General features: G+C 54.7%; 15 protein-coding genes and 1 tRNA gene. 8 read left to right on the top strand and 8 right to left on the bottom strand.

Annotated features, from left to right (window positions below; all coding sequences use genetic code 11):
- Positions 1–15: 15 nt before the first annotated feature.
- From AC2FJW_RS08590 to AC2FJW_RS08580, 3 genes are all read right to left on the bottom strand, one after another.
- Positions 16–1,617: a BCCT family transporter gene (locus tag AC2FJW_RS08590; protein WP_496698393.1), complete on the bottom strand. Its 1,602-nt coding sequence runs from the start codon at positions 1,615–1,617 to the stop codon at positions 16–18.
- A gap of 29 nt (positions 1,618–1,646) precedes the next feature.
- Complete coding sequence (locus tag AC2FJW_RS08585; RefSeq protein ID WP_185956670.1) at positions 1,647–2,726, bottom strand: extracellular solute-binding protein; 1,080 nt, start codon at positions 2,724–2,726, stop codon at positions 1,647–1,649.
- Between the two features lie 846 nt (positions 2,727–3,572).
- Entirely contained in the window at positions 3,573–4,607 is a 1,035-nt protein-coding gene (locus AC2FJW_RS08580) for an AraC family transcriptional regulator ligand-binding domain-containing protein (protein WP_496749837.1), read from the bottom strand.
- Between the two features lie 343 nt (positions 4,608–4,950).
- Here AC2FJW_RS08580 and AC2FJW_RS08575 point away from each other — a divergent pair, with 343 nt between their 5' ends.
- The gene (locus AC2FJW_RS08575; protein ID WP_496749836.1) at positions 4,951–5,316 is read left to right on the top strand and encodes a hypothetical protein; all 366 of its coding nucleotides are present in this window, start codon (positions 4,951–4,953) and stop codon (positions 5,314–5,316) included.
- 704 nt (positions 5,317–6,020) lie between these two features.
- Here AC2FJW_RS08575 and AC2FJW_RS08570 read toward each other — a convergent pair.
- Together AC2FJW_RS08570 and AC2FJW_RS08565 are read right to left on the bottom strand one after the other, a co-directional pair.
- Positions 6,021–6,097, bottom strand: a tRNA-Pro gene (locus AC2FJW_RS08570).
- Between the two features lie 115 nt (positions 6,098–6,212).
- The gene (locus tag AC2FJW_RS08565) at positions 6,213–7,328 is read right to left on the bottom strand and encodes a THUMP domain-containing class I SAM-dependent RNA methyltransferase (protein WP_496749835.1); all 1,116 of its coding nucleotides are present in this window, start codon (positions 7,326–7,328) and stop codon (positions 6,213–6,215) included.
- Positions 7,329–7,604: 276 nt separating this feature from the next.
- Between AC2FJW_RS08565 and AC2FJW_RS08560 the strand changes: the two genes are divergently transcribed.
- Genes AC2FJW_RS08560 through nqrF form a run of 6 tightly spaced genes read left to right on the top strand, consistent with a single transcriptional unit; the run spans position 7,605 to position 13,465 of the window.
- Complete coding sequence (locus tag AC2FJW_RS08560) at positions 7,605–8,948, top strand: Na(+)-translocating NADH-quinone reductase subunit A (RefSeq protein ID WP_496749834.1); 1,344 nt, start codon at positions 7,605–7,607, stop codon at positions 8,946–8,948.
- Between the two features lie 5 nt (positions 8,949–8,953).
- A complete protein-coding gene (locus AC2FJW_RS08555) occupies positions 8,954–10,162 on the top strand; it encodes an NADH:ubiquinone reductase (Na(+)-transporting) subunit B (RefSeq protein ID WP_496749833.1) in 1,209 nt (402 codons plus the stop codon).
- Positions 10,155–10,970 carry a Na(+)-translocating NADH-quinone reductase subunit C gene (locus AC2FJW_RS08550; protein ID WP_496749832.1) on the top strand — a complete coding sequence of 272 codons (816 nt, stop codon included), beginning with the start codon at positions 10,155–10,157 and terminating at the stop codon, positions 10,968–10,970. The genes AC2FJW_RS08555 and AC2FJW_RS08550 overlap by 8 nt, the downstream gene beginning before the upstream one ends.
- Positions 10,970–11,623, top strand: coding sequence for an NADH:ubiquinone reductase (Na(+)-transporting) subunit D (locus AC2FJW_RS08545; protein ID WP_142636378.1), 654 nt, complete (start codon positions 10,970–10,972; stop codon positions 11,621–11,623). Before AC2FJW_RS08550 ends, AC2FJW_RS08545 begins: the two co-directional genes overlap by 1 nt.
- Positions 11,623–12,231: an NADH:ubiquinone reductase (Na(+)-transporting) subunit E gene (gene nqrE, locus AC2FJW_RS08540; RefSeq protein ID WP_142636377.1), complete on the top strand. Its 609-nt coding sequence runs from the start codon at positions 11,623–11,625 to the stop codon at positions 12,229–12,231. Before AC2FJW_RS08545 ends, nqrE begins: the two co-directional genes overlap by 1 nt.
- A 10-nt stretch (positions 12,232–12,241) precedes the next feature.
- Entirely contained in the window at positions 12,242–13,465 is a 1,224-nt protein-coding gene (gene nqrF, locus AC2FJW_RS08535; protein WP_282021772.1) for an NADH:ubiquinone reductase (Na(+)-transporting) subunit F, read from the top strand.
- 53 nt (positions 13,466–13,518) lie between these two features.
- Here nqrF and tviB read toward each other — a convergent pair whose 3' ends face one another.
- Together tviB and AC2FJW_RS08525 are read right to left on the bottom strand one after the other, a co-directional pair.
- On the bottom strand, positions 13,519–14,802 hold the full coding sequence (gene tviB / locus AC2FJW_RS08530) for a Vi polysaccharide biosynthesis UDP-N-acetylglucosamine C-6 dehydrogenase TviB (protein WP_496749831.1): 1,284 nt from the start codon (positions 14,800–14,802) through the stop codon (positions 13,519–13,521).
- A 5-nt stretch (positions 14,803–14,807) separates the two neighbouring features.
- Positions 14,808–15,821: a GDP-mannose 4,6-dehydratase gene (locus tag AC2FJW_RS08525; RefSeq protein WP_496749830.1), complete on the bottom strand. Its 1,014-nt coding sequence runs from the start codon at positions 15,819–15,821 to the stop codon at positions 14,808–14,810.
- A gap of 159 nt (positions 15,822–15,980) precedes the next feature.
- Between AC2FJW_RS08525 and AC2FJW_RS08520 the strand changes: the two genes are divergently transcribed.
- The gene (locus AC2FJW_RS08520; protein ID WP_281972906.1) at positions 15,981–16,751 is read left to right on the top strand and encodes a metallophosphoesterase family protein; all 771 of its coding nucleotides are present in this window, start codon (positions 15,981–15,983) and stop codon (positions 16,749–16,751) included.
- Positions 16,752–16,754: 3 nt separating this feature from the next.
- Here AC2FJW_RS08520 and AC2FJW_RS08515 read toward each other — a convergent pair whose 3' ends face one another.
- A complete protein-coding gene (locus AC2FJW_RS08515) occupies positions 16,755–17,279 on the bottom strand; it encodes a CBS domain-containing protein (RefSeq protein WP_271948907.1) in 525 nt (174 codons plus the stop codon).
- Between the last annotated feature and the right edge of the window lie 9 nt (positions 17,280–17,288).

Below are 17,288 nucleotides of genomic sequence, written 5' to 3'. Positions count from 1 at the left end.
AACCACAATGGCTGCCTATCTGTTGAGGAACTCCATTTCGTACTTATCCTCAACATCGGGCACTGGATGCTCAGCGTGAAGCGACGAGACAATACCATAGATCATGAACAACAAGATCACGGCGATTGGTAGCCCTGCGACGATGGACGCTGTCTGTAGCGCGCTCAACCCACCGGCCAGCATTAGGACACCGGCAACAACGCCTGCGGTAATACCCCAAAACACACGGAACTTGATTGGCGGATGCTCGTCACCCATCGACAGCATTGTGCACATCACCAGTGTCCCCGAGTCAGAAGACGTGACAAACCACGAAATCAGCAGAACCGTAATCAACACTGTGATCGGGTACACCAACCATGTGTAGCCAAATCCTTTGACCGTTTGGAATACGCCAGCGGCGTAGTCATTGTTGACCGCCTCGACGACACCTGCGTCGTAGAACAGATCAACCCCGGCTGCTGCGCCACCAAAGACACCCATCCAGAGCATCACGACTGAGGTTGGAATAAGAAGAACGCAATAGCAGAATTGCTTGATCGTCCGCCCCTTTGATACCCGCGCAATGAACAGTCCAACAAACGGGCACCATGCGATCCACCAGCCCCAGTAAAAGATCGTCCACCAGCTCTGCCATTGGTTTTCGGGCTCACCGTTGATCCAGAAACCCATGGGTATCACCGTCCAGAGGTAATCTCCAAATCCGGATATGGTTATGCCCAACAGGAATGCCGTGGGTCCCAGAATGATGAACAGGAGCAGCAGGCCAACACTTGCCATAACGTTGGCTTCAGACAAGATACGCACGCCTTTGCCAACACCCGATGCAGCAGAAGCCGTGCCAAGACAGGTGATGATTGCGACGAGGATCAACTGATTTGTCTGGGTGTTTGCCATCCAGCCAAGATCCTCAAGACCGGCGGCGATTGGTGTGACGCCCAACCCCAATGAGGTTGCGAGGCCAAAGATTGTACCAAATACGCCAATCAGATCGACGAGATGACCCCAGGGACCATAGATCCGTTCCTTCAGGACAGGATAAAGAGCGGTGCGCAAAGTCAGAGGAAGCCCATGGCGGTACGAAAAATATGCAAGGCAGAGGCCAACCAGCACATAAAGGGCCCAACCGTGGAAACCCCAGTGGAAATTCGTGATCGTTACTGCAGAAACCGCGGCGTCAACCGAACCTGGTTCAATTCCCGCCCGTTCAAGGAATGGGCTGCCTTGGATATGGAACATCGGCTCCGCAACGCCCCAATAGATCAGACCAGATCCCAAGCCCGCACTAAACAGCATGCAAATCCATGAAAACGTTGAAAAATCAGGCTCGTCATCATCCTTGCCCAGCTTCACGTGTCCGAACCGGCTGATCATAAGCCATATTACAAAAAACAGCGCCGCGTTAACGACCAGTACATAGAACCAGTCCAGGCTACCGATGATGAAGTTTTTACCTGTCGCAAAGATCGCACTTGAAGCTTCAACATCACGGATCGTGAAAAACACAAACCCCAATATCATCACCATCGAAGCGATACCCATCGTCGGATTCATACCTTTGAACAAGCCGCTCTTTGCTACAAGATTGTCAGGTTTCTGTGTTGATTGATCACTCATTTTGCACCTCTTAGACCTGTTATTTCGGCTTACCGTGTTGAACCCGCAGCGCCCTGACGGGCGGAGGTTGCGAGCCAGGACTGGAACGCCTCTTCCAGGCGCCCGTGGTTGGTGGCCCACCACTCGGCGTCCGACAGAATGTAAAGATTGTCTTCATACGCCGGACCGTTCGGGATGCGCTCCAAAACGTCATCTGACAGGAGTGTCATCGAAGATTTTCGGGTTGGACCATTTGGCAGGTGCCCGACCATATCGGCCAGCGAATTTGAGCTGCTAGCAAAGCGAATAAAATCAATGGCCTCTTCTTTATTCTGGCTTCCTTTTGGAATGCCGAACAGATCCAGCTCAATCACACGGCCGTCCATGTTGACCGTAAAATCGGAACCGTCTTCCTGGGCGGCCGTTGCACCGGTAGTGGCCCAGATCGATGACATCGCAATGTCACCAGAGTTCAGCAGACGTACGGGTTCACGCCCGGTTTCCCAGATTTGCAGGCCGGTTTTTATGTCGTCCATCTTTTTCAGCGCGCGCTCAACACCTTCTTCGGTTTCGAGCGTTGGATACACATCATCGCGGGCTACGCCGTCGGCCATAAGGGCCCATTCCATGATCACTGTCGGATCATTTCGGATGGCACGTGGCCCAGGATAGGTTTCTGTGTCGAAGAAATCCGAAATGGTTGATGGAGGCGTTTCTGCGAATTGAGAATTGTTATACGCATATGCGGTGCCCCATACGATGACTCCTACGCCACAATCATTCAGGGCACCTTCGACAAAATCCTCGCGAAATGGTGTACCATCGACGCCATCAGGCAGTTCTATGTCAGATATGTTCTCCAGCAAGCCCTCTTCGCAGGCGCGCAGTGAATCTGCTTGCGTTAGGTCGACCACATCCCAAATCACATTTGCGCTTTCGACCTGATCGCGGATTTCCGAGATGCCACCATTGTAATGTGCAACATGCACATCGGCGTTTTTGGCTTGCTCATAAGGGCGCACAAACCCAAGCATCTGACTTCGCATGTAAGGGCCGGTCCAGGATGTGAAGGTGATGGACGGCCCGGGCTCTGGGATTGTGGTTTCGCTCTCAGAGTTACTTTGCGCCATCGCATTACTCAAAGAGAGAGTAGAAAACAGCGCAGCTATCATTATCCGACAGCCCCTGACCGCCTTTAGCCTATAGTACATCATCAAATTCCTCCCTAGTCGCTTCTAATTTTGTATAAGCGCTTTGTTTGGGTCGTCCTCCTGGTCAATTCCCAGCACATTCAGCAAGAATACATCAAATTCACCCTGATGATCAGCAATAATCAAAAATTGCGAAAGCTAAATACGACTATTCCGCCAGACAGAGCGACAGATTTGGCAGAGCCACCAAGAAACAAGGCTTGCGGTTACAGGCTGTTTTCCAGAAGCCAGCGATACAGAGAAACCGGTTCCTGTTCATCGACCACAGTTAATTACGGATCTGATCTTGGGGCCTATCTCACCTTCGGCGAAAGAGTCTCAGGCGCGTGCGCAGGCGCTGGAATGACGACGCCCACGGGCGTAAAGTTGATGTTTTTCTCAAAGCCTTGATGTGTCATCGCAATAAATCTGACCGACAGATCGCCAAATTGAATGCACACACAGCGTTTCAAACACGCTCAACCGAAAGGAACCAAGAAATGAAAAAGGCACTGATTTCCTTCGTCACCGCGTTCGCCATTGTTCTGAGTGCTGGAATGTCCATGGCGCACCCGTTGGATGGCTACGACCACCAAACTTCCAAAGCGGCTGGCCCTGGCTTCCATTTGAACTCAGAACTATCGAGTTCCGACCCTTGTGATTCATGTACAGATGCATGGGGATGAACTTTAACAGCGGATGCTTTGGACTGCGTTTGAGACGATGAGCATCCGCTTTCTTGCCCCAGCCTGCAATGTTAACCGATTTGCACATCCTGAGGTCGACCTAAGCGGTTCGAGCACTGCCCGGAGATTGGCCCGTCCAAGTCTTGTAGGCATTGCTAAACGCCGCTTGATCAGAATAACCAAGCGCAAAAGCAATCTCAGACAGATTTAGCTTGGGGTCATCAAGATACTGCTCTGCCAGCCTTGCACGGATGTCCTTTAGCAGTTGTTTGTAAGTTGTGCCTTCCTTGGCAAGTTTGCGCCCAAGTGTGCTGATGCTCATCCCCAGTGTCTTCGCGATATCATCTTGTGTTGGAGCGCTAAAAGACAGTCGCGACGTTATCTCGCTCTGCACCAAAGAACTTGTTTCACCTATTACTGGCGGTAAATCGTTCATCAACGTTTGCACATGTTTTTCAAGGTGCAGAAGCAATGCGGGGTCCGTATCTTTGATCGGGATATCCATCACTGCTTTATCGAACAAGATACCGGGAACTCTTTGTTTCTGCTTGATATTGACTGACAATGCACTGGAGATTTGGGTCCGCTTTTCTTCGGTCAATTCATGCGGAAAGCGTAGTTCAAGGACTGGCAAGGGCGTCTCAGCCGCAATTTGAAGGCTGGTCAAAAAAGCAGACATTCGAAACTCATTGTGAGCTCCATCAGAACGCATCAGTTCAGCGATGGAGTCTATCTCCAGAAACATGCCACGTTCTTCTTCATAGAAGGACAGTTTGGCAAAGCCCCGAGCCAAGCGAGCATAGTTCACTGCCTTCTCGATTGCCTCGCCAACGGTCGGAGAGTTCAAAACGACATAGCTGAGGAGTGTAGTCTTTCTGGGGTTGAAGGTTTTTCCCGCAGTGATCGCAAACAGGGGGTCTCGGGTCTCTTGCACTGCAAGCTCCAAGAGGCGGAGCTCATTGCGAACATCAATAAAATCCGGCGGGGTTTCGTGGAGATCAACGGGTAAGTTGGTCGATCTCAGAAGCGCAACAATATCTGAACCACGGTTTTCCAGAAGCCTGGCTATGTGATGCACACCAAAACCTGGAACATTCCAAGATTGGCCGTCAGAACTCACCTTGTCCTCTTTCATGCTCATATGCCGCCCGAGTCTGAAGTACCCTGCAAATCAGGGCGTTTTGTGGTTTAGGTAACAATAAGCAGGGTCCAAAAGCCATGCCAAGAAATCGTTTAAGTGCTGCCACAAGGCAGGCAGTAGCGACCCAACACAGGGCAACCAAAGCCCACTCTTCCTTAGCTTAATCTCCTGCCGGGTGGTCCGACGAATAGGCGTGGCTCTATGCAGCTACGTTGGTCGACCTATCCGCGGCTTGGCAACTTGAAAGAAAATGCCAAAAAACTGAGCTCTTCTCACAATATCCAAAGCTGTCGCGTTCCTAGGTTTGAAATGTATCGGCAACTTAAGGAGATCAAGAATGGAACGTATTAACATCATCAAAAAGCTCATTGTTGCACCAACCCTGGTGATTGCCCTGTCCACCGGAATGGCCATGGCAGAGCCGGGCCACCACTCGGGTACTGGCGCCCATATCACTCAGACTGGGATGTCTCGGAACGCCAGGCCTGAAACAACGGAATTCCCAACCGTTACCGGAAAAATTGTTAACCGAATAACAAACCTTTCCCCGTTGGAGGCGGCGCAAAATGTTGGAACATCCCACTGGATCGGAAGCAGCGACGGCGTTGCCGCCAACAATACAATAAACATCAATTCGGATGCCCATTTTATCGACCATGTGCCCACAGAAAACCAAGGCGGCATGGATTCCCCAGCTCCATAGTGTCACCGCGGGGCGTTTAGACAAGTTGAGGACCAACCTTCGCCCCGCATTACAGCCATTTGTTAGCCAGCAAAACCTAGGCATACTTTTTTGCTATTTGGGGCTCACTGCACGAGGGACGACACATAGACCGGCGAAACTTCTGTAAAGGTTCGAAGAGAACTTCATGGATCAGCTTGGGCGTTGCTTATGTCCGCTCAAAAGTCCCAACTGCAAAAGGGCTCTGACCGGCCTTGCTGCACAAACTGGCTAAGGTTTAGGATTTCGCCTCCTCTAGGCAAATATATCCTGCGCGCTTTGTGATTAGTATGTCGATCGCTGTGTAGCCGTTCAGGATGTCGGTAAGTACCAGTAACTCTGTGACTTGCTGGTTGAAGTCGCAAGCCATCAAGCACCGGTCGAGCAATTTGATACAATCTATCTTGCCCTCGACGCGCCTCCGGCGATGATCGTTGTCTCAACCTTACCTGATGGCTCGAAAGAGTTTTTAGAGGCGCGCAGGGCCTCATTCCTTGCGCCGAGCCGTTTCAACGCTTCATTGTAGGCCAACCAGTTCGTCGTTTTGACTTCGTGGGGGTAAAGCTGTTCATACCACACAGCTATCACCTTGGATTCATGCAGTGAATTCTCAGACCAATTTGTGCGGAAAAGAAGGTTAATTGGTCAAACAGCAAAAAATCTCTGCAGTTGAAACCTTGCTTTATTGGTCGGAGTGAGAGGATTCGAACCTCCGACCCCTGCCTCCCGAAGACAGTGCTCTACCAGGCTGAGCTACACTCCGACCGTGGCGGGTGATTTATACCTGAGGGTTTGGATGTGCAAGAGGGATTCTGGGTCTGGTTTGTGATTAGTAACAGGCTTTGGACAGGCTCAAAATCCCTGTGGTTAGCCCCATGTCAGATCAGGTGATCAGTGCGATAAAGTCGGATTTTTGTGCCGCCGTGATCCACTACCGGCCCTGCCGGAAGCAAAGGAAGGCGCGTGGCATGGGCCAGGGATGGGGTGCTTGTAACGATGCCAACGCGCCAGCCTTTGAAGCGTGACATCAGAACCTTGCCGAAACTCCCATACAAGGATCGCAGACGTTTTTCATCGCCTATCCTGGCGCCATAAGGGGGGTTTACGATCACTAACCCCTCAGCACCTTGCGGGGGCTTCAGATCGCTGACGGAGTGGCAATGAAATGTTGTATTGGTCGAAACACCGGCTTGTTCCGCATTGGCTTTTGCGGCCTCGATCGCGCCTGCATTCCTGTCGGAGCCGAAGAACTGAACCTCGGGGGCAGGGGGTTTTGACCCGGCGCGCATGTCGGACCAGATGTCGGGATCAAAACTCTTTAGGCTTTCGAATGCAAAATTACGCGTGCGACCGGGAAGCAGGCCCAACGAGATCTCGGCAGCCTCGATGACGAAAGTGCCCGACCCGCACATGGGATCCAGCACCGGTTCGGTCCCGTGATAGCCACATTCGCGCAGGAACATGGCCGCCATTGTCTCGCGCATGGGGGCCTTGGCGACGGAAGTCTTGTGACCTCGCTTGTGCAGGGGCTCTCCGGAGGTGTCGATCGAGAATGTGCAGATGTCTTTCTCAATCCGCAAAAGCACGCGCAGGGCTGCATCTGTCGAGATTGGAGTCCCCAGTGTCTCGGCCAACGCTCGTTCGATCCTTTGGCGCGCGGCACCCGCATGATAGATGCGCGATTTGCGGCTTGTCGCCTCGACTTTTACCGGCACTTCCGGGCGCAGGAAATCTGACCACGGGAATTTTCGGGCACGTTTGTCCAGTTGTGCCAGATGGACAGCGGGAAAGCTGCCAATCCGAACCAGAACTTTATTTGCGCCCCGAAGGCAAAGGTTGGCACGCCATACTTCGGGCCACCCGCCCCGACAAACCACGCCACCAGCAATGACCTTGGCATCGGCGAATCCCTGTTCGGTGGCCTCGGCATGCAGCGGCACCTCTAGTCCGGGCGTTGCTACCAGAAAAATTTCCAGATCGTTCGTTTGTTCCATCAAGGGTGCTTACACCGGACATGATCGGGGCGCGACAGGCAATTTCAGCGAAAGTGATACAAGAAAGTGAATACCGTGAGGGAATTTTGGCGGTTACAGGTTTGCTTTTGGTATCATCCCCGCGTAAAGGGGCCACAATCAGAGGGACGGCCGCGGATTTCAGTCGCAATTCGACGCTTTTGCGACGACTGCTTGGAATTCTCGCGTTATTGTCTGACACTAGATAGGTGTTGGCTCAGCCGGCACAGGTAAAGAGGCTTGGAAGACCGTAGCGACATGCAAACTTTCAAACTGAAAAAAGGGTTGGAGCTGCCGGTGCAAGGCGCACCGGAGCAAACCATCCATCCGGGTCCAGAATTCAAGACTGTTGGGGTATTGGGGGGCGATTACCTTGGCTTGAAACCGCGAATGCTGGTTCAGGAGGGGGATGACGTTCAACGTGGCACTCCGCTATTCTGTCACAAGGACGCACCCGAGGCGATGATGGTCGCCCCGCTAAGTGGTAAGATCGTTGCCATCAACCGTGGTGCGCGCCGGGTTTTGCAGAGCGTTGTGATCGAGATTGCGGATGCCAACGACACGGGTATCGATTTCTCGGGAATTGGTGATGCGGACAGCGCCGAGGGTGTCACCGCCAAGCTATGCGCCGCGGGGCTGTGGACCGCTTTCCGTACGCGTCCCTATTCCAAGATGCCAGTTCCGGGCATCAAGCCAGCAGCGATTTTCGTCACAGCCATGGATAGCGAGCCACTGGCCGGAGATGCAGAACTCATCATCAATGACGCGGGCAAAGCATTTGCGGATGGTCTAGTAGCCGTATCCAAGCTGACCGAGGGCAAAACCTATTTGTGCCAGCAGGACGGTGCTTCGGTTCCGGGTAGCGATCTGCCAGGCGTAGAGGCGGCGGCATTCTCTGGTCCGCATCCTGCGGGTTTGGCCGGAACCCACATCCATTTCCTCGAACCGCTTGCGGGCGAAAAGCAGGTCTGGACCATCGGGTATCAGGATGTCATCGCCATTGGCCGCCTGATGCAGACGGGCCATCTGGACCCTAATCTGGTGATCGCCCTGACTGGCCCGGGTGCCCGTCAGCCGCGCCTGATCCGTACGGTGATGGGAGCGTCGACCGAAGACCTGACCAGGAATGAGATTGATGTGGAGGGCACGGCACGGATCATTTCGGGCTCGATCCTTTCTGGTCAGCATGCGGATGGCCCAACGGCTTATCTGGGGCGTTTTGCAAGGCAGATGACCATCATCCGTGAGGACCACGACCAGATTCCGATGGGTTGGATCCGCCCGATGCCTTCGAAATTTGCGGTTCAGCCGGTGCTGGGTTCTGCTTTCGCCAAAAAGCTGTACGCGCTCAGCTCGAATCTGAATGGGGGGCGCCGCGCCATGGTGCCCACGGGTACGTTCGAAGAGCTGATGCCGCAGGACTATCTGCCGACGCAACTGCTGCGGGCACTACTGGTGATGGACACCGATACTGCGCAAGCTCTGGGCGCGCTAGAGCTGGACGAAGAGGATCTGGGCCTTGTCGGCTTTGCCTGTCCGGCAAAATATGAATACGGGCTGGCGCTGCGCGACTGCCTGAACAAGATTGAAAAGGAGGGCTGATCCAAATGGGTTTGCGCAGCTTCTTCGATCGGATCGAGCCGAACTTTACCAAGGGCGGCAAGTACGAAAAGTATTTCCCCATCTACGAGATGGTCGAAAGCTTTATCTACACTCCGAAAACCGTGACCTCTGTGGCCCCGCATGCGCGGTCCTACGTGGATATGAAGCGGATCATGACCTATGTCGTGATCGCGACCATTCCCTGTATCCTTTGGGGGATGTGGAACACCGGCTATCAGGCCAACTCGGCCATCGCCAGCCTCGGGCCGGACTCTGCCACCGGTTGGCGCATCGCTCTGCTGCAGATGTTTGGTATCTCGCTGGACCCCAGTAGTGTCTTTGCAAATGTGATGCACGGGTTGATGTATTTTCTGCCTATCTACATCGTCACACTGGTCGCAGGCGGTATATTCGAGGTCATCTTTGCCACCGTGCGCCGCCATGAGGTGAACGAAGGTTTCCTTGTAACATCAATGCTTTATACGCTGATTATGCCGGCCACTACACCCTTGTGGCAGGTGGCTTTGGGCATCATCTTCGGTGTGGTGATCGGCAAAGAGGTATTTGGCGGCACTGGCAAGAACTTCCTTAACCCCGCGCTGGTTGGTCGTGCGTTCCTGTACTTCGCTTATCCTGCGCAGATGTCGGGTGACTCGGTCTGGACCCCGGTTGACGGGTTCTCGGGTGCAACCGCGCTGGCGGTGTCAGCGGCCGAGGGCGTACAGGCTCTTGCTGCCGAAGGGATCACATGGTCCAGCGCTTTTTACGGCACCATTCAGGGCAGCTTTGGCGAGACCTCGACCTTGGCCTGCTTGATCGGTATGGCCTTCCTGCTGATGACCAAGATTGCCAATTACCGCCTGATCGTTGGCTGTCTGGCCGGGACCATCGGATTTACTCTGCTGCTGAACCTGATCGGGTCGGATACCAACCCGATGTTCGCGATGCCGTGGTATTGGCATGTGGTTCTGGGTGGGTATGCATTTGGCCTGGCCTTCATGGTGACCGAACCGGTTTCCGCCAGCCACACCAACCTGGGCCGCTATATCTATGGCGCTTTGATCGGTGTGATGGTTGTGATGATACGCGTGATCAATCCGGCCTTCCCCGAAGGCATGATGCTGGCCATCCTGTTCGGCAATGTCTTTGCACCGCTGATCGACTATTTCGTCGTGCAGGCCAATATCAAACGGAGGGCGCGTCGCCATGTCTGATCCGCAACCTCAAGAACCCAAGGGCGCATTGGCTCGCTTTCTGGCCGCCTCGCCGGATTCGGTTGGCAAGACGATCTTCGTCGCCGTTGCCGTCTGTCTTGTTGCCTCGATGGTGGTCTCCGCTGCTGCGGTCAGCCTGCGCCCGGTGCAAGAAGCCAACGCGCTGAAGGACAAACAGGTTAACGTTTTGCAGGTGGCTGGTGTCTTCGAGCCGGGCATAGACGTGACCGAAGCCTTCGCTGCGTTCGAGCCGCATGTGCTCGAGCTTGCCACCGGCGAATTTGTCGACGTTCAGTTCGATCCGGCAACCTTTGATGACCAGGCCGCAGCAAGTGATCCTGAACTCAGCGTAGCATTGGACACTGACCCGGCGGGTATTGGTCGTCAGGCCAAGTACCGAGTGATCTATCTGTTGCGCGATGATGCGGGCGATTTAGACAAAGTGATCCTGCCGCTGCATGGTTATGGCCTGTGGTCGACGCTCTATGGTTTTATCGCTCTAGAAAATAACGGCAACGACATCTACGGCCTGCAGTTCTATCAGCATGGTGAGACCCCCGGCCTTGGCGCCGAGGTGGACAACCCGCGATGGAAAGGTCTGTGGAATGGCAAGAAATTGCGCGACGATGCAGGCGAGCTGCAGATTACCGTCGCCAAGTCGCAACCCGCCGCCGGTCCCGATTTCTATGTCGACGCGCTTGCTGGGGCCACTCTGACCTCGGTTGGTGTCGATAACCTGGTGAAATTCTGGATGGGTGACGCGGGCTACGCCCGGTTCCTGGCCAAACTGCAAGCAGGAGAGTTTTGATGTCTCAGACCAAGAAAGAGATGCTGGTCGACCCGCTTGTCGACAATAACCCGATCACGCTGCAGGTCCTGGGCATCTGTTCCGCGCTGGCCGTGACTTCTTCGTTGCAGGTGGCCTTTGTAATGGCGCTGGCTGTGACCTTCGTGACCGCCTTCTCGTCGATGTTCATTTCGATGCTGCGCAACCAGATACCCGGCTCAATCCGGATCATCGTTCAGATGGTGATCATCGCGTCGCTGGTGATCCTGGTGGATCAGGTTCTCAAGGCCTATGCCTTCCAGATTTCGAAAACCCTGTCGGTTTTCGTCGGGCTGATCATCACAAACTGTATCGTGATGGGCCGTGCCGAGGCATTTGCGATGAAGAACCCCCCGATCGCATCTTTTATCGACGGTGTTGGCAACGGCATGGGCTATGGGCTGATCCTGTTGCTAGTCGGCTTTATCCGCGAGCTGTTGGGGGCCGGGTCGCTGTTCGGTGTCACCATCTTGCAGACCGTAAACAATGGCGGCTGGTACGTACCTAACGGTATGCTGCTGTTGCCGCCTTCGGCGTTCTTCATCATCGGCCTGATCATCTGGGCCTTCCGTACATGGAAGCCGAACCAGGTCGAAGAACGTGAATACAAAATCCAGCAGGTAGAGGCACACTGATGGAAGGGCTTATCTCACTGGCCGTAAAGGCCATCTTTGTCGAAAACCTTGCGCTCAGCTTTTTTCTTGGCATGTGTACCTTCATCGCCGTGTCCAAGAAAATCTCGACCGCGCTGGGTCTGGGGATCTCGGTCATGGTCGTGCAGGCGATCACCGTTCCCGCCAACAACCTGCTGCTGACCTATCTGTTGAAGCCCGGCGCATTGGCCTGGGCTGGGTTCCCAGATGTGGACCTGACCTTCCTTGGCCTGATCTCGTATATCGGTGTGATCGCGGCCATGGTTCAGATCCTTGAGATGGTCTTGGACAAGTATTTCCCACCGCTCTACAACGCGCTGGGGATTTTCCTGCCTTTGATCACGGTGAACTGTGCCATCCTGGGTGGATCGCTGTTCATGGTCGAGCGGGATTATAACTTTGCAGAGGCGACGACCTATGGTCTGTCTTCGGGCTTTGGCTGGGCGCTGGCGATAACTGCAATGGCGGGCGTGCGCGAAAAGCTGAAATACTCGGACATTCCCGACGGCCTTCAAGGTCTGGGGATCACCTTTATCACCGCGGGACTGATGGCGATGGCCTTCATGTCCTTCTCGGGCGTGAAACTGTAAGGGGGCGGCAATGGAAACCTTTAGCCTTGGCGTCATTCTCTTCACGCTGATCGTATTGGCGCTTGTCGCCCTTATCATGGCTGCACGGTCCCGGCTGGTGTCGACAGGCAATGTCAACATCACCATCAATGGTGAGAAAACTGTGTCCGTGCCCGCCGGCGGCAAATTGCTGCAAACTTTGGCGGCCGAGAAACTGTTCGTGCCATCGGCCTGTGGCGGCGGCGGGACCTGCGCACAATGCCGCGTACGCGTCCATTCCGGCGGTGGCTCGATCCTGCCGACCGAAGAAAGCCATATCACCAAGCGCGAGGCCGCTTGTGGCGACCGTCTGTCTTGTCAGGTTGCAGTTAAACAAGACATGGATATCGAGGTCCCCGAAGAGGTCTTTGGCGTCAAGAAATGGGAATGCACGGTTCGGTCGAACGAAAACGTTGCCACCTTTATCAAAGCGCTGACGCTGGACCTGCCCGAAGGCGAGGATGTGAATTTCCGCGCTGGTGGCTATATCCAGATCGAAGCGCCCGCCCATGCGCTGAAATACACTGATTTCGATGTCGAGGAAGAATATCGCGAAGATTGGGATCGCTTCAATCTGTGGCAGTACGACTCGGTCGTTGCCGAACCCATCGAACGCGCCTATTCCATGGCCAACTATCCGGACGAAAAGGGCATGATCATGCTGAACGTTCGGGTTGCCTCACCGCCTCCGGGTTCCGAAGGGATACCGGCGGGCCAGATGTCGTCGTATATCTTTAACCTGAAACCGGGTGACAAGGTCACGATCTCGGGTCCATTCGGTGAATTCTTCGCCCGCGAGACCGGAAGAGAGATGGTCTTCATCGGTGGTGGTGCTGGTATGGCGCCCATGCGCAGCCATATCTTCGATCAGCTCAAACGGCTTGAGAATCGCGACCGTAAGATCACCTTCTGGTACGGTGCTCGGTCCAAGAAAGAGATGTTCTTTGTCGAGGATTTTGACAGCCTCGCGGAAGAGTTCGACAATTTCGAATGGCATGTCGCCCTGTCGGATGCCCAGCCCGAGGATGACTGGAAAGGCTATACCGGCTTTATCCATAACGTGCTGTTCGACGAATACCTCAAGAACCACCCGGCACCCGAGGATTGCGAGTTCTACATGTGCGGACCGCCGATCATGAACCAGTCGGTCATCAACATGCTGCTGGATCTGGGTGTGGACCGCGAAGATATCATGCTCGACGATTTCGGCGGGTAATCAGTTATCCGGCGCCCTGTGGCGCCGGTTTCATTTTAGGTCCTTTGGTTCGATTACAGGCGCAGGTCGCTTGCCTCGCGTGGCAGGCAGGATTTGATGTCGAAGACTACGCTGTTTTCTTTGCCATAGGCTCGAAACTGCAAAGGATCGAGTGCCCGATATTCCGCATGCGCGACGGCCAGGACGACCCCGTCATAGAGCCCTGGCTCAGGTTGGTCGATCAGGTCCAGGTCGTATTCTTCTTGCGCAGCTTTGGGGTCGGCATGAGGGTCGTGGACATCGACGCTGATGCCATAGCTTTGCAATTCTTCGATAATGTCGACGACACGGGTGTTGCGCAGGTCGGGGCAGTTTTCCTTGAACGTCAGGCCCATCACCAGAACACGGGCGGCGCCAACATTGATACCGCAACGGGTCATACGTTTGACCAGTTGCGACACTACATAGCTGCCCATCCTGTCATTCAGGCGCCGCCCTGCAAGGATGATCTGCGGGTGATGGCCCACGGCCTCGGCCTTGTGCGTCAGGTAGTAAGGATCCACGCCGATGCAATGCCCGCCGACCAGACCGGGGCGGAAGGGCAGGAAGTTCCACTTGGTTCCGGCTGCGCGCAGCACAGCCTCGGTATCGATGCCCATGCGACCGAAGATCATCGCCAACTCGTTCACCAGAGCGATATTCAGGTCGCGCTGGGTGTTTTCGATCACCTTCGCGGCCTCAGCCACGCGGATGCTTTCAGCCTTGTAGGTTCCAGCGGTGATGATCCGGGCATAGAGCGCGTCAACCAGATCAGCGACCTGCGGGGTTGAACCAGCGGTGACTTTGCAGATGTCCGCGATACGGTGGGTCTTGTCACCGGGGTTGATCCGCTCGGGGCTGTAGCCTGCAAAGAAATCCGTGTTGAAAGTCAGGCCCGAGGCGCATTCCAGCACCGGAACGCAATCTTCTTCGGTTGCGCCGGGATAGACGGTGGATTCGTAGATCACCAAATCACCGGGTTTCAATATGTGGCCAACTGTTTCTGACGCGGCCAGAAGGGGGGCTAAATCAGGCTGCTTACCTGCCGTGATCGGCGTGGGGACGGTTACGACATAGGTATCGCAATCGGCAATCTCCGAGGGGTTGGTTGTGAATTTTAGGCCGCCCGCCGCGCTCAGGTCATGTGGCTCAACCTCATGCGTTGCATCTACACCAGCGCGTAGTGCCTCGACCCGCGCCGCATTGATGTCAAATCCGATCACCTTGCCAATTTTGCCGAAGGCCACGGCCAGGGGCAGGCCGACATAACCCAGCCCGATCACAGCAATCTTTCGGGAATTGGGGTCGGTTTCAAGCATATGCGTCACTTACCATGATAGTCGCGGAACCATTCGACAAACTGGGCGATTCCATCTTTGAAATTTGTCTGCGGACGATAGCCGGTCAGCTTTTGCAGCAGATCACTATTCGCCCAAGTGGCAGGAACATCACCCATCTGCATAGGCATGTAATTGCGGATGGCTTTCTTGCCGATAGCTTCCTCAATGGCTTCGACAAAATCCATCAGGCGCACTTTGTCGCCATTGCCAATATTCACCACGCGCCAGGGCGCCGCCGGCGACAGGCTATCACCTTCTTCAATCTCATCTGCGCTGTCCGGCCGCACCGGAGGGACGTCGATCAGCAGTCGGATACCGCGGACAAGATCTTCGACATTGGTGAAATCCCGATACATGTCGCCGTGGTTATAGATATCGATCGGGCGGTCATCCAGGATGGCGTCCACAAATTTATAGAGCGCAAGATCGGGTCGACCCCATGTGCCGTAAACGGTGAAAAACCGGAACATGGTCGTGGGCAGGTTCCACAAATGGGCATAGGAATGGCCCATCGCCTCGTTTGCCTTTTTGGTTGCGGCGTAGATCGTCAGCGGTGTGTCGGCCTTTTCGACCTCAGTAAAGGGCATGACCTCGTTGGCGCCGTAAACCGAGGATGTCGAAGCCATCAGAAGGTGGTCTACCTTATGCTCGCGCGCGATTTCCATGACGTTGAACGTGCCGACCACGTTGGAATTGATATAGCTGCGCGGGTCCTCAAGGCTATAGCGGACACCAGCCTGCGCCGCGAGATGCACGATCACTTCGGGCTGGAACTCCTCAGCGACCTTTGCAAGCTGGTCGTAGTTTTCCAAAAGATCCTCGGTTGCGGAAAACCCAGGGGATTGCAAGAGCATCTGATGGCGGCGCTGCTTGAGCGAGACGTCGTAATAATCCGTCATCCCATCGTAGCCGTGAACCTGAAACCCCTCGGCCAGTAGTAGTTTTGCCAGGTGAAAACCGATGAACCCTGCTGTGCCTGTGACTAATACGCGCTTCATTTAACCCTCAACCCAAACCAAAACCGTTTGAAACATCAGGGATACTTTCAGCCCCTCAAGGTCAAGGGGATTTTCCCACAAACCGCGCCATTGGGGCAATCCGGAACCCGAATTCACTTGCGGATTGTTGTTGCCCGCCAGTCAGGGTAGGAAATTGCGATGGTGTGGGATTGGATCAAAACCAGGTGGAAAAAACCTCAGGCGGCACAGAATTCAGTTTCTGACATCGCGCCTGACCAGAGGTTTTATGCCGTTGGGGATATCCACGGGCGATTGGATCTGTTGCAGACTTTGCTGGCAAGGCTGGATCCAGATTGCCCCACAATCTTTGTCGGGGACTACATTGATCGTGGCAATTACAGCGCCCAGGTGCTGCACCAGTTACGGCACCTTAGCCGGGTCCGAGGCAATGATTTCATTTGCCTGCTGGGTAATCACGAGGAGATGCTGTTGCGGTTCACCGATGACCCAAAACGGGTCGGCAGGCTTTGGCTGCAAAACGGTGGCCTACAAACGCTCGCCTCATTTGGAATTACCGGTGTGGATGAAGACACGGTTGGTGCGGATGCTGTCTCGGTGGCTGACAGATTGCGACGCGCAATGGGCGATGATTTGCTGTCTTGGCTGCACGACCGTCCCCTGACCTGGACCAGCGGAAACGTTACCGTGGTGCACGCAGGTCTGGACCCGGGCAAGGCTTTGGACGACCAAACACGCCAGGTTTGCCTGTGGGGCCACCCAAATTTTTCACGGCAGATGCGCGAAGATGGTCAGTGGGTTGTCCATGGTCATACGATCACGTCAGAGCCCCGCGCTGAGAATGGTGTTGTTTCGATCGACACCGGCGCCTTCTTCAGTGGCAGGCTGACCGCCACTAATGTTCGCGCCGGCGAGGTCCGGTTCATCGCAACCGACGAGCAGCCGGAATAGCTGTCAACCGACGATCATCTGCTTCATGCGAAGGGCTTCATACTCCAGCTCTTTGAGGCGGAAATGCACGACATCACCGATCGTGATCACGCCACGAAGATGGCCATCGCTGAGGACGGGCATGTGGCGAAAGCGCCCCTCCGTCATGGTTTTCAGCACATCGTTCAACAGATCCTCGGGCGCGCAGGTCTGTACGCTGCGGGTCATCAGATCTTCGACAGATTGGGGCAGGGTCTGGCCCGGAGTATCGGCCATACGGCGCACAATATCACGCTCGGACAGGATACCCTGAAGCGTACCGTTCTGATCTGTCACCACCACAGCGCCAATCCGCTTTTCCTTGAGGATATTCACCACCGAATGAATTGTGTCTTTCGGGCGCACGGTAAAAACCGCGTCCCCTTTGCCAACAAGCAGCTTTTCGACTGTTGTCTGTGTATGAGAAAGGTTCGATTCAACCGACTGGCTATGCGAGGCAGCCGCGGCCTTGTCGCCGCGTGTCGGTGGCTGGTAAGAGCTTGGGGCCATGGGCAATCT

Source organism: Ruegeria sp. CDSA020 (assembly GCF_059612345.1).
This window is presented reverse-complemented; position numbering and strand designations above follow the sequence as displayed.